This window comes from Acidobacteriota bacterium, from assembly GCA_034211275.1.
Classification (GTDB): domain Bacteria; phylum Acidobacteriota; class Thermoanaerobaculia; order Multivoradales; family JAHZIX01; genus JAGQSE01.
Genome location: JAXHTF010000013.1, coordinates 57,049 through 70,450, shown reverse-complemented (window position 1 = coordinate 70,450; position 13,402 = coordinate 57,049). Strand labels below are relative to the sequence as shown.

General features: G+C 66.6%; 8 protein-coding genes. 4 read left to right on the top strand and 4 right to left on the bottom strand.

Annotation, left to right across the window (positions count from 1 at the left end):
- Positions 1-2,696 (bottom strand): CHAT domain-containing protein (locus SX243_04530; GenBank protein ID MDY7092221.1); only part of this gene is annotated, 2,696 nt, incomplete at its 3' end.
- Here SX243_04530 and SX243_04525 point away from each other — a divergent pair.
- From SX243_04525 to metK, 4 genes are all read left to right on the top strand, one after another.
- Positions 2,682-3,086 carry a hypothetical protein gene (locus tag SX243_04525; GenBank protein MDY7092220.1) on the top strand — a complete coding sequence of 135 codons (405 nt, stop codon included), beginning with the start codon at positions 2,682-2,684 and terminating at the stop codon, positions 3,084-3,086. The genes SX243_04530 and SX243_04525 overlap by 15 nt on opposite strands.
- Before the next feature lie 414 nt (positions 3,087-3,500).
- On the top strand, positions 3,501-4,277 hold the full coding sequence (locus SX243_04520; GenBank protein MDY7092219.1) for a sigma-70 family RNA polymerase sigma factor: 777 nt from the start codon (positions 3,501-3,503) through the stop codon (positions 4,275-4,277).
- Positions 4,278-4,370: 93 nt separating this feature from the next.
- Positions 4,371-5,366, top strand: a complete 996-nt coding sequence (locus SX243_04515) for a zf-HC2 domain-containing protein (GenBank protein ID MDY7092218.1) — start codon at positions 4,371-4,373, stop codon at positions 5,364-5,366.
- A gap of 258 nt (positions 5,367-5,624) precedes the next feature.
- Entirely contained in the window at positions 5,625-6,749 is a 1,125-nt protein-coding gene (metK, locus tag SX243_04510) for a methionine adenosyltransferase (GenBank protein ID MDY7092217.1), read from the top strand.
- A 35-nt stretch (positions 6,750-6,784) separates the two neighbouring features.
- On the opposite strand, the gene SX243_04505 is transcribed toward metK, so the two are convergent.
- From SX243_04505 to SX243_04495, 3 genes are all read right to left on the bottom strand, one after another.
- Complete coding sequence (locus SX243_04505) at positions 6,785-8,008, bottom strand: molybdopterin-dependent oxidoreductase (GenBank protein MDY7092216.1); 1,224 nt, start codon at positions 8,006-8,008, stop codon at positions 6,785-6,787.
- A gap of 57 nt (positions 8,009-8,065) precedes the next feature.
- Positions 8,066-11,920 (bottom strand): protein kinase, encoded by a 3,855-nt coding sequence (locus SX243_04500; GenBank protein ID MDY7092215.1) that lies wholly within the window; start codon positions 11,918-11,920, stop codon positions 8,066-8,068.
- Positions 11,921-12,461: 541 nt separating this feature from the next.
- Positions 12,462-13,370 (bottom strand): PDZ domain-containing protein, encoded by a 909-nt coding sequence (locus SX243_04495; GenBank protein MDY7092214.1) that lies wholly within the window; start codon positions 13,368-13,370, stop codon positions 12,462-12,464.
- Positions 13,371-13,402: the final 32 nt, after the last annotated feature.

Sequence of the window (13,402 nt, the reverse complement as noted above, 5' to 3'; positions counted from 1 at the left end):
AGTGCTTCAGCTGGCTCCAAGCCAACGTCGAAAAGGTGGTTGGTTAGATCACGCGTAAAATCGGCGGTGGAGAGATCCCCTACCGACCAAAGATTGGCGACGACAGTGTCGGCGCCGGCGATTAAGAACGCTGTGGGTAGATCGATCTCGTGCAGACTGACGGCGGTTTCGCAGGCCGACAGAATCACTACACGAGGGCCAAACGAAGGAGGCGAGCCGGGCTCCGGGAGCACGTGCTCCGGCAGGAGGTCTTGCTCGTCTCCGGAAGCATTGGGGGCCAGGATCAAGCGCGGCGGGAAGCCTAGAGGGGCCACGGCGTGGCCGGTGAAATAGAGCAGGTCCGCGGAGGGGAGAGCCGCCAGGACTGCTGGGAGCGTGGGAGTGCCGGAGATGGGGTGCTGGGAGCTCTCCGCATCGGTGAGGAAGACCGCGGATCGCTCCGGCGTAGCGAGGAAGCTGGTCAGGAAGTCTTCCCCCTCCTCGTTCGCCCCAGAAAGAGGGTCGAGCCGCTTCCCTAAACGATCTGCCCCTTCTCTCGCCGTCACCACCAACGCGCTGCGAACCTCGAAGGGACCGCGGGAGGCCTGGCGCTGCAGCATGACGTAGGCGAACTGTAGGCTCGGTACCACCGAGTGGCGGAAATCCTGGACCAGGAATGTGTCAGTCTCGGCGTCACGGAGGAGACTGAAGGGGATCTGTGCCAGCTCCGGCGAGAGCACCAGGCGGAGCGCCTCCTCGGGCACGAGAAGCCCCTCCAGCGGGCGAATCAGCCACTCATAGAGCTGTTCCGCGTAGGGCAGGAAGGCGCCCGCGCTGCTGCCGGGCTGGAGCGCGTCGAGCAGGCCTTGCACTTCCTCACGAAGCCGGGCGCGAGAAACCGGCACCTCGACAAGCTCGATGACTCCCTCCCGCACCGACCAAATGCAGAGCTGGTCCTCCAGAGGAAGGTAATGAAGCAGGTGATCCCCCGGCGGGAGGGCTCGAGCCATCGCCTCGACATCGACCGCACCGACAGAACCTTCTCCGTAGCTAGCCAGCCATTGTTGAAGCGCCTGGCCGTAGACCCGGTCCGCGGCTTCCAGCCCAAGAGTCCGCTCACAGCCGAGACTGAAGCGCAACTTCACCAATTCCAAAACGAGCTCCTGACGGAGCGTGTGGAAGACCCATCGGTCATCGGTGTGGAGATCTGCCTCCTGGCGGTCGACCTCGGCAAGTCCCTCCGCGAGGGCTGCCTCCGCTTCCTCGTACTGCTCCAGGTTGCGCAGGGCTTTGGCCCGCAGGAGGATCGCCCGAGGCTTCAGCGCCCCATACTGCCGCTCATCAAAGCGGGCCGCGACCCGGTCGAGGAGAGAAAGAGCTGCCAACTCGTCTGCATCCACCAGGATCGTAGCCTCGGCCAGGTCGAGATCCGCTTCTGTCCCAGTGCTCGCCTCCACTCCTTCAGCCTGAAGAGCTTGGCGGGCGGTCCCGATCTCTTCCAGCCCCTCTGCGAAGCTGCCGTCCAGATGCAATGCCAAAGCCCGAAAGCGCCGCGCACCGGCTTGGAGGGCCGCAACGGAGGTTCCGCCGGGCGCGTCCTCCTGACGCAGCAGCTGCGCCACCTCCACACTTCTCTCGGAGAAGAACAGCGCAAAGTCTGCATTATCATCGTCCAGAGCCATCGCTGCACCGGCCTGGTAGAGCGCGTAGAGAGTGAGATTCGAATCGATCTCCGAACCGAGCTCTAAAGCATGAAAGAAATGCTCCCAGGCCTCCTCACCGCGCTGGATCAGGTGCAATGTATCCGCCATGCTGCGGTAGATGGCGACAACGAGAGAGACCTCGCCGGAGAGTTGGGCGTAGTAGAGGGCGTCTTCCCAGATCTGAAGGGCGGTGCCGTGCTCACCGCGGATAGACGACACCAAAGCCGCCAGGCGCAGAGCGTCGGCGTGGCGGTAGGGATAGACCGCCGTCTCCGGATCCAAGACCGACTGAAAAGCTTCCAAAGCTTCCGAATATCGGGCGAGGAAATAGAGGGCCAGGAAACGCTGGCGCTGCAGCTCGAGGACAAAGGGGCCCAGATGCTCGAGCACAGCCGACTCTACGGCGGCGAAATCCACTGCGGCGGCGGAGTAATTACGACCGGCGAGGCGTAGCTCGGCCTGCCGGAAGACGCCGAAGGCGGCGACCGCCTCGGCCCTGCGGCCCGCCGCCAAGCTGTCGTCGAGGGCGACCACCACATCCGCCGCCCAGGGATCACCGCGGCGTTGTAGCGAAGCGGCGACGGTGGCGGCCGACTCGCGGGCCGCGGAGGCAGCCGCGGCGTCTTCGCGGCCCAGCGCGCCGACCCAAGCCCGCAGCAACTCATCGAAGCGCTCCGCCAGCTCAAAGGGCGTCGCTCCCTGCACGGCACCGACATACGCTGCCTGGAACTCGCCGGGGCCAAGCTGCTGCAGGAGCCATTCGTGGTTGTCTTCTACCGGACCTTCGGAGGCTAAAGCTTGGGCGCGCTGGAAGGACGAAAAGGCTCCCGACAGCAGCGCGGAGCGCTCTTGCGACAACGCCAGCAACACCTGCGCAACGCCCAAGTCGTTGAGGATCTCCACATTTCCCGGCTCGTCCCGGGCCAGCTCTTCCAGTATCTCTGTGGCACGGCGCAGGTTCTGTCCCCGGGGCGCCAGCAGATAGAAGAGTGCCAGGGCGTGTCGCTCCTCCACAGCACCAGAAGCCTCGGCGCTGCGAACACTCTTGAAAAGCGACTCCCACTGCTCGTACTGCGAGTCCGTCAGGTTCTGGCGGTGGGAAATCCAAGCCGGGCACGCAGCAGGATCAAGTACCGGCTGACGCTGCGCCTTCCCCGACGGGGGATGGAGAAGGAGAGCAGCCCGAGATTCCGCAATCCGGCGACGATGCTGGGAAGGGCAGGGATCACGATCCAGGAGCCCGGAAAGCCGAAGCTCGAAGGGGCTGAGGTCCTCGCCGACGAGCTCGGAAAGACGAGCGAAGGGTTCGGCATCGGGAGCGTACTGGCCACTCGCAGGCTGAGCGCAGGAGAGCAGCGGCAAGACGACGAGGGCCAAGAAGAGAGAAGCCCCGGCGGTCGATAGAAGGCCGAAAGACCGGCGGGGCGGGCAGGAAAGCCCGAACAGAAGACGACGCAGGCCAGACGAATTCTTCGGAGGCCTCAAGGGCAAGCCTCCTTCCAGAGCCTTCCGGGCAGCTGGATCGCCTGTGCGGACATGCAAACTCCTTTGAATGTAGTAACCTTCAAACCCGCAATGAGGGACAACTTTCTTGTTTCTGGAGGCACCCGCGCGGGGCACACCCAAAATCAAGCGATCAAGTCAAACGATCAAAACGCCAGGCAACGAGGCTCAGTACCGCGGATTCGGGCGTTCTAACCTATGAGACGAACCGTTCGGTTGATTTCCCAAGTTTAGATGATCCGCCGATCCCAAGAGCCAGCCCACAAGCCGACCAAGGTCGAGCTTCACTGCCATGAATCCTGACGAGCCCTGACCGTGACCGACGCCCCCCGCTCCCCACGCTGGTTGTTCGAGGAGAACCTCGAGCTGATCCAGCGCATCTCTGGCCACGTCTGCCGGCGCAATCACTGCCGGCGGGAGGAGGCGGAGGAATTCCAGAGCCATGTCATGGTCAAACTGTTGGAGGACGAATGTGCGGTGCTGGCGAAGTTCGAGGGCCGCGCCAAGCTCTCCACCTACCTGACCACCGTTATCACCCGGCTCTTCCTCGACTGGCGCACGGCGAAGTGGGGCAAGTGGCGGCCGTCGGCGGCGGCGAAGCGGCTGGGGCCGACGGCGATTCTGCTCGACCGCTTGTTGTACCGCGATCATCTGAGCTTTGCCGAAGCGGTGCGCACACTGCACCAAAATCATGGTGTCACTGAGAGCGAGCTGGAATTGGCGGCCCTGGCGGGGCGGTTACCTCAACATTCGAGCCGCCGCTTCGAGACCGACGATGGCCTGGAGCAGCTGGCCGACGATGCGAGCCCGGAGGAAGACGCCACCGACGCCGAGCGGCGGCAGCGGCTGCTGAAGGCCGAGGAGGCCTTGGCGCAAGCGCGGAGGAAATTGCCCAAGAAGGACCGCCTGATCCTGCGCCTCCGCTTCGACCAGGGACTGACCGTGGCCCGCATCGCCCGCATGCTGGACATTCCGCAGCGCCGGCTCTACACCCGCATCGACCGATTGAAGCGGGAGCTGGCCGCGGAGATGGAGCGGCAAGGCCTCGATCCGAGAGCGATCCGGGAGGATCTCGATCATGAAGATCATTGATGAATGCCAATCTCCGGATGAAGAATGCGAAACGTGTCCGTCTCATCCACTGAGCCGCCGTAGACTTGTGTTGATTTTTCCTGGAGTGATCTCGTGTCGGATGTGAAGACTTTCTGCTCCTCCCCGGAGGATCTCGCCGCCTTTGTCGACGGCGCGGTGAGTCCAGAGGAACGCGCGCGCATCGTCGCGCACCTGGACACCTGCGAGGCCTGCTTCGAGACCGTGGCGGCGGCGGCGGCGGTGGCGGACGAGCTGGAGGTGGAGGGATTGGCCACGCCGCCTCAGGACGGCTCCGCGGGAGAGGGCGGCTCGAACCCGGGGGGACGCTCCTGGTTCTGGTACACCTCGCTGCCGCTGGCCGCGACGGCGCTGCTGGTGGCGCTGTTTTGGACCTCGGTGGCACCGTGGTCGTCGGACGGAGACGGAGAGCCTCCCAATGCCGAGGACTTGGTGGCCGCCATCGCCGGCGGCTCGAGCTTGCCGAGCAGCCTGACCGAAGCTGAGAACCCATGGGAAGACAAAGCTTGGGAGACGAGCCGTGGCCATAGTCGGGATGAGATGGCCCGGGAGTTCCGCCTGGGAGCGCAGCTCTTGGCCCTCCGCGCAACGCTCAAGATCGATGATCCGGAGGTGCGCCGAGAGCGGGCCGGAACCGCTCTCCGCGCTCTCCTCGATCCGCTGGAAGAGACCGGGCTGATGGAGGTCACGGGGCTCACGAGAGAAGATCTTCGCAAGGACCTCGTCGACACGGACAATCCCCGAGCGGCGCTCGCCCGCCTCGATGAGCTGGAGCACGATCTAGAACAGAGCCCGTCATCGCACTTCTACTACGGCCGCTGGGCACGGGCCGGGCAATTAGCAGCCATGGCCGGGGAATCAAGAGCCTTCCGCCAGCCCGAGCTGGGAGGGTTCGCCCGCCGCTGGCTAGATGCCGAGGACGGCATCTGGGCGCAAGAGCCTCCGGGGCCGAGGACCTCCGAGCGCTTGCAGAAGATCGACGCGCTGACTCGGGACGAGCCCTCCCCGGCCCAACTTCAAGAGCTCGAGAAGCTCTTCCGGGACATCCTCCGAAGCGACGGTCTCGGCTAGCGGTTCGTGGTGAGGGTCGATCCCTCTCAAAGGCCTTCTGGTACAGCCCTCAGCCACCTCTTGACCCTGTGCTAAGATCCCCATCTTTGAAGCTGTGCGGGGTTGTGTTCCCGCACCCCGAATATCCAACTCCCCTTCCTCTGCCTCTCGCCGAGGAGATGCTCTGCACCCGCCCGGCGCTGGAGCACGGCCCCAAGATCGCCAGTTTGAGCAGGAGGCCAGTGTGAGTAGAAAGCCAGTGCGAGCAGGAGGTTTCAAATGAGCCATGGCATTGCCCGGACTGCGGAACACGTCGCCGCAGGCCATCCCGATAAGTTCTGCGACCAGGTGGCGGACCGCATTCTCGACCAGGTGCTGGAATTCGGCGCCGAGAAGCCGGAGAGCCTGCCAACCATCCGTACCGCCATCGAATGCTTGGCCAAGGACAACCTGCTGATCATCTCCGGCGAGGTCAAGCTACCGGAGCGGGTGCGCAGCCGGGTGGATGTCGTTACCCTGGCGCGGCACGTCTGGTCCGAGCTGGGCTATAGCGACAATCCGGAAGACCTGACGGTCATCGACCACATCCGCGCCCAATCGGTGGACATCGCCCACGGCGCCGGGACCGGCACCGACGCCGGCGGCGCCGGCGACCAGGGCGTGATGGTCGGCTACGCCACCTCCGAGAACGAGGAGATGGTGCCCCAGGAGTGGCTGCTGGCGCGCAATCTCTGCCGCAGCCTCCACGACCACCGCGTCGAGAAGACCATTCCGTGGCTGCGGGCCGACTGCAAGACGCAGGTCTCCCTGGATGCCAACGGCGAGGTCGGCAGCGTCATCGTCGCCGCCCAGCACACCGAGGAAGTGGGCACCGAGGAGATCATCCTCACCCTCATGGATCGAGTGGTGAAGCCGGTGGTGGGCGACGTGCCGGTGGATCGAGTGACCATCAACGGCACCGGCCGCTTCGTCATCGGCGGCCCCACCGGCGACGCCGGGGTAGTGGGTCGCAAGATCGTGGTGGACGCCTACGGCCCGCGGGTGCCGGTGGGCGGAGGCGCCTACTCGGGCAAGGACCCGACGAAGGTGGACCGCAGCGCCGCCTACATGTGCCGGCACATCGCCAAGACCATCGTCGCCCACGGCATCGGCGACGCCAAGGAATGCACCGTGCAGGTCGCCTACGGCATCGGCAAGCACCAGCCGGAGATGGTCACCGCGATGACCGAGACCGGCAAGGATCTCTCCTCCTGGGTGCACGAGCACTTCGCCGATCTGTCGCCGACCTTCATCGCCGAGCACCTGCAGCTCTTCCAGCCCCAGGGCTGGCACTATTACGACACCGCCGCCTACGGCCACTACGGGCGTCCCGACTTCCCGTGGGAGAAGATCGCCGACGTCTGAGGAAGATCTCGCGGCCCGGTCGTGTCTTGGTCAGATCAGGAAACCAGCGCCCCGTTGCGCTCCAACCATTGGGCGGTGCGGGGCTCCAGCTGGAGAGCCTCGCGCACGTCGAGGCCGCGCACCCGGTCCGTGGGTTTGTCGAAATCCCGGGGACCGAAGAAGGTGGCGTTGCTCAGGGAAGCCCCGGCCATGGAGACTCCCTGGAGGTGGGCGTTGTTGAAGTAGGCGCCCTCGAAATCGCAGCAGCTCAGATCGGCGGGGTCAGCACCCTCGCGACTGAAGCGGGCGTTGGTGAATTTGGTCAAAGAGAAGTTGCAGCCGGCGAGATCGACGCCGGTGAAGTCGGTGCTGGCGAAGCTGGTTCCCCGTAGCTTGGCTCGGAAGGGGCCGTCGTGGAAGCGGCAGCCGACGAAGCTCTTGGGCAGCGGCCCGAACATTTTGTGCAGCTGAGCGGCGGAGAGGCGGCTGAAATCCCGCCGGCGCCAGCACTCCTCGAAGACCTCCTGCCAGCGCTCCCGGGGCACCAACTCGAGGGTGTCGGAGATCAGCCCGTCGCTGCCTTCCTCCGCCGCCAGAATGCGGTGCATGCGGGGCTCGAAACGCTCGCCCTGAGCCACCCGCGCCCGCACGTGGTAGCCGGCGTACTCCTCCCAGGTGCCCCGGGAGTCCTCCAGCGGCTGACGCACCAGCCGGATTTCTTCCAGCCATTTGATGCTCTTGTAGAAGAAGAAGGCGGGGCCGAAAGCCGCCCGCAGGGGACCGCCGTTGGGGTACGGCAGGGGCTCGCCGTCGAGGTGGATGGCGAGCAGCAGCCCTTGCTGGGGATCCAGGCAGTCTTCGAGGCTCATGAAGGTGTGGTGACGCTCGCTGCGGGAGCCCAGGGTCGCCGGCGCGCGGCTGATGAGCTGCACGGTAACACCGGAAAGCTCGAGTGTATCGGTCGAGACGCTGCCCCCTTCACCGCCCTGAGACTCTACCCCCACCTCCCGAGCGACGGCGGCGAAGGGCGTGCCGCGGAAGACCACCGGCCTGCCGTCAGGAGTGATCTTGGCGGCGGAGACGCAGGTGATGGGCACCGGGCGATCCTCGGTGGCCAGCCGCCCCAGATCTCCGAGATCGAAGCTTCCCGGACGCTCCACGGCACCGGAAACCTTCAGCCTCCATTCCTCCGCCGTCGCCAGCGGTCGAGGTTGATGATGAGCGCCGGAGTCGCCGACGATCTTGAGCACCGGCCGGTCGTGTAGCGAAGTATCCGTCATCGTAGGGCTCTCGATTTCGTTGGTTGCTAGAACGAGGACGCCGCGAGCGGCGCCGGTTTATGGAGAGGCGGTCTCCACCCAGCCTCCCGGGGCCAAGACGTCCGCCATGGCGCCGGGGTTCTTGATCCCCTCCTCGGCCATCCGGCTGTCGCAGTCCACGACTTCCAGGTTGCCTGCCTCTCCGCCCCGCAGCTGTCCCAGCCGGCGGCGGGCGGCGAGGGCAAAGAGGACCATGTCCAGCTCTTCCAAACGGGCAGCGGTCCTCTCCAAGAGCTTCGCACTGGCCCTGCGCCGCCCCTTGAACGCCAGCAGCCCCGCCTCCACCAAATCCGCCAGGGCATCGCTCCAGCTGACCCGGGGTCGGCGCAGAGCCCGCAAAGCCTTGGCGACGGCGCGCAGCAGGGCCGTCGTCTCCCCGCCCTGGGGACCGAGCTGAACCGCCGCAGCCAGGGCACAGCGTGCTTTGACGTGGAGCCCCTCCAGGCGGGTCAGCTCGATGCGCAGGAGCAATGAGCTCTCCAGCTGCTGCCACAAGGGTTGCAGGGCTCGCCAGGCGCCGACACAGCGGCCGGTGTAGAGCCCCACTTCGACGGTACCGATCATGTGCCAATAGTGCTGGAGGTGGAAGCCCTGCTGGGACCAGCGTTCCAGCGAGCTGGAAACCTCTTCCTCCGCCAGGCTTGGCTCGTCCCGCACCAGCCACACCACCCAGGTGACGCGGCTGCGCAGATTGGTCTCGGCATAAAGGTCGCCGCGCTCCTGGACCTCTCGCAGCAACCGCGGCAGACGGCGATCGATGACGGCGTAGCTGCCCAAGAAGAGGCGGCAGCGGAGCTGGAAGAGGACGGCGGTGTTGAGCTCCCAGGTGACACCGGTGCAGCGCTCCCGCAGCAACTCCTCGGCCCGCTCCAGGCGCTCCAGACCTTGCGACCAAGATCCTTCCAGGTAGGCGGCGACGCCGGCGGTGAGGGTGGAGAGAGCAAGAGCGTGAGGGCGCTGGACCTCCTGCGACAGGCGCATGGAGGTGCGCACCAGGTACTCGGTGCGCCGCCGCCGCCGGCTGCCGCCGGTAGCGCAATAGCCGACCTCGATGGCCAAGGACCGGGCAATGCGGTAGAGGTCGCCGGAGTCCAGCGCCAGCAGCAGAGCGCGGGTGCCGAAGTCCATGCCGCGGATGGGGTCCACCAGGCCCAATCCCACCGACACCGCCCAGCAGGTGTCGATGCGCAACGCCAGGCTGACGGGGATCTCCTCCGCCAGTCGCGGGCGGTAGCGCAGCCCCCGCAACCGCAGGCGCAAACGGCGTAGCAGCAGCGAGGTCTTGGCCCGGGCCGGCGTCGCCGGCAGCTCGATGCCGACGTTGCGCAGCACGTGGCGCACCGTCGCCAAGCCCTTGTCGATGCGACCGCTGATGAGGAATTGCTCCGCCGCCCGGCGCCGCAGCTCCAGGGCTCGGGACTCCGGCGCGTCGTCGGCGGCGGCGAGGTAGATCTGCGCCGCCTCGGCGCCGCGACCGGCGTTGGCCAGGGCGTCCGCGAGGCATTCCTTGAGCTCCGGCAGCCGCTGGCGGTCGGTGTTCAAATCCACCGCCTCGCGATACAACCGGGCAGCGCGGTCGAAGGCCAACGCCTCGACGGCGCGGTCCGCCGCCTGGGCCGCATAATGAGCCGCGGCGCTGTAGTCGCCAGCCTCGCGGAAGTGCCGGGCCAGGGTTTCCGGATCCCCGGTGCCGGAAGCCTGGAGGGTGCGGGCCAGGCTGCGGTGATAGGCGGTGGAGCGCTCCGGCGACATGGAGTCCAGAACCACCTGGCGGATGCGGTCGTGGTAAGGCTCGATCTCCTCGGAGTCCCGAGCTCCCCGCATGCGCACCAGCTGCAGTGCCCGCAGCGCCGCCAGCGCCGACTGTAGCTCCTCCTCGATCACGGCCGCGGCAGCAGCAACCCTCAGCCGCAGGGGGCGGCCCGCCACCGCCAGCACCCCCAGCAGCCGGCGGGCCTCCGGCGGCAGCCGTTCGAGGCGCGCCAAGACCGCCCGCTCCACCGTCGCCTCGCCCACCGCCCGCTCCACCGTCGCTTTGCCGACCTTGCGCGGCTCTTCCGCCTCCGGAGAGGCCCCGCTCTTGCCCCGCGCCACCACCGCCTGGGCGTAGCGCACCAGGGCGTCGATGAAGAAGGGGTTGCCGCCGGCCTCCCGGGCGATGGTGGCGGCGAGGGTTTGGGCTCCGGGCACCGCGGTGTCGGAGCTCTCCCCCAGGAGCCGGCGGGCGAGGGTGACGCTCTCCTCCGGCTCCAGCTCCTTCACCGCCAGCTCCCGCACCTCGGTGGCGGCGCGAGTGAGCTCGGTGGAGAAGAAGGTGCGCAGCAGCGGGCTGGTGAGCACCTCCTCGCTGCGGAAGCAGGCGATGAGCAACAGCGGCGGCGGATCCGGTGGCCGCAGCAGCTCTTGGAGCAGCGCCGCGCTATCCACATCTCCCCACTGCAGATCGTCGATGAAGAGCACCAGCGGGTGACGGTCGGAGAGGCGCAGGAAGAGCTCCCGCAGGGCCGAGAAGGCCCGCCGCCGCAGCTCCCCGGAGTCGGGAATCTCCAGCACCCGGCGCTTGGCCTCCGCCACCGCCTTGACCCGGAGCAACACCGGAAAGAGCCGCGCCAGGGCCAGCACGTTGTAGGGCAGGAGCACCGCCGCCTCGTGGCGCGGCAGCCGGCGCAGGTAGCGGCTGAGGGTGTCGATCATGGAGTCGAAGGCTTTGAAGGGCATGGACTCGCGCTGAAAACAGCGCCCCGCCAGCACCACCGCGTCCTCTTCCCGCAGGTGCAGATCCTCCAGGAAGCGATGCACCAACGCGCTCTTGCCCATGCCCGAGGTGCCGTGGACGAAGAGGGCGACGGTGCGCCCCCGGCGGGAGTCCTGGAAGGCCTGCTCGAGGACCTCGAGGTGGCGCTGGCGACCGATGAAGGGAGCGGCGGCAGCGGACGAGCCCAGCGGCACCGGATCGGGCTCGTCGGGACCTTCCCCTAGCCGCTCCAGAATCTCCGGCCCCTTGGGTCGCTGGGACGGCTCCCGCTGCAGGAGGTCCATGCACAGCGCGCTCAACTCCTCCGGCACGTCCGGCAGAAGAGCCGCCGGAGCGGTCGGATCCACCTTCTGTTTGTCGGTGAGGATCTTCATCACCGTGCCGGTGAAGGGCAGCCGGCCGGTGAGAGCCTCGTAGAGCATCACGCCGACGCTGTACCAATCGCTGGCTTCGGTGACTCGCAACCCCGCCGCCTGCTCCGGCGACATGTAGGCGGGAGTGCCGACGATGTCGTCCTCGAGGCTCTCGTAGATGCGCTGGGCCATCAGATCCCGCACCAATCCCAGATCCACCAACACCAACCGGCCGTCCCGGCGCATCAAGACGTTGGAAGGCTTGAGGTCACAATGCAGCTTGCCGGCCCCGTGCAGCGCCACCAGCCCGCGCACCAGCTGACGCAGGGCTCGGCGCAGACGCTCCGGGGTGGTGGGGAGCTCGGAAAGCTCCGGCGGCGGCTCGGGGTCGTCTTCGAGCTCCTCCTCCGGATCCAGATGGATCAGCGTCGGCGTGCGGTCTTCGGTGCTTCCGTGGCGAGGCGGCTCGGTACCGAAGAGGAATTCACTCCAGGTGCGCCCCTTCACCAGCTCCATGGTGAAGAACCAGCGTTCGCCGTCGTTGAGCAGCTCGTACAGCTGCACCAGATTGGGATGGCTGACGTCCGCGAGGGCGCGAAACTCTTTCTTGAACCGATAGAGAGCGGCGGGATCGACCTGGCGCAAAGTCTTGAGGGCGACGATCCCCTGCCGCTCCCGGTCGTAGACCTCGTACACCGCACCGGCGGCACCGGATCCCAGCTTGCGCTGGACCTTGAAGCGTTCGGTCCCCTCGAAGTCTCTCAGCGGCTCGGTCCCTTCGGCAAATGATAGGAGAAACGAAGTAGTTTCCTACCACAGCCCGCCGGGCCGCGTCCACGCTGTCAGCCTGCCCATGGCATGCCTAAGCGGCACCGGCGACACTTCCAAGCCACCAGATCCGGTCCCTCGTCATTCCCGCGCAGGGGAGGCTGACAAGGGTCTGGCGGGAGCTGAGATGCGGGAAGGCAGCCTCAAGGGCCCCCGCCCTCGCCCCGGGATAAAATCCCAGGGCTACCCAGGGCACCGCCGGATGAATCCGGCTCCCTGAACTTGCTCCGCCACGCCTCCCCTCCGGAGCCAGCGGAGCTGGCGGTAACTGAGTAGCCCGGGGATTGGATCCCCGGGCGGAGGCGGTCAGGCCGTAGTCATTGCCTACTGCCTGCACCGGTTCCTAGAAACCACCATCGCCCCGGGATCAACCCCGGGGCGATGGAAAACTTTCGCCGTATGGTTCCGGTTTCGCAGCGTGCCATGCGGCACCGACGCGAGCTCGAGAGCTGAGTCCGCCGGCAACGGGATAAAGCAATCAGCGGGGCTCGTCCCCCAGCTCCTCCAGCTCGCCTTCGAGCTCGTGGAGGCGCTCCTCGAGCTCCTGCAGACGCTGCTGGAGATCTCCCTGGTGCTCTTCGAATCCGCGCACCGTGGCATGCCACTCGTCGCTGTTGAAGAGCTCCTGAAGCCGCTCCTCCAGCTCCTCCATCGCCTCGGGGTCGAAGCCTTCGGCGTGGAAGTCGAAATCGAAGTCACCGGGATCGAAGTCCTCGAGGTGGATTCGGGGCATCACCTTGAGCCCTTCCAGATCCTCCAGGCCCTCGAGGGCTTTCAGAGCCTCCAATCCCTCCAGGCCTTCGAAGCCCTCCAAACCCTCCAGAGATTCGAGCCCCTTGAAGTCGAAGACATGGGGGCCGATGTCCAGCCCTTCGCGCTCGGTGAGGGTGGCGGTGAGATCCAGCGGCGAGCCGTTACGCCAGACCTGCACAGTCACGGTGTCGCCGGCCTCGTGGTCGCCCAGCAGGCGCCGCACGTCACCGGGGCTGTCCACCACCTCGCCACCGACGGAGGTCACGATGTCTCCCACCTGCAGGCCGGCGGCGAAGGCGGGGCTGTCCGGCACCACCTTGCCCACCAGCACGCCGGCGTCTTCCGACACGCCGTAGTGGCGCCGCAGCTCCGGCGTCAGGTCGATGGGCTGAATCCCCAGGAAGCCGCCGCTGAGACCGGCGATTTTGTAGGCGTAGACCATGCGGTGGTCTTCGTGGTCACCGGCCTGGTCGTGCTCGGAGTCATGGTCCGCCGCCCCGGCGGAGGCCGCGGGCCCCAGCAGCAGCCCCAGGGCGAAGGCCAAAGCGAGGAAGCCGGAGAGCAGCCGGTACGAGGCTAAGGATCGCTGAACAGGTCGATGAACGGGCCGATGAATGGGTCGCTTCGAGGTCATTATCCGTCTCCTACAGAGAGTGTTGTCCTATG

Excerpts from the sequence above, each read along its gene's own strand:
- metK (MDY7092217.1), top strand. The coding sequence starts at position 5,625 with ATGAGCCATGGCATTGCCCGGACTGCGGAACACGTCGCCGCAGGCCAT.
- SX243_04505 (MDY7092216.1), bottom strand. The coding sequence starts at position 8,008 with ATGACGGATACTTCGCTACACGACCGGCCGGTGCTCAAGATCGTCGGC.
- SX243_04495 (MDY7092214.1), bottom strand. The coding sequence starts at position 13,370 with ATGACCTCGAAGCGACCCATTCATCGGCCCGTTCATCGACCTGTTCAG.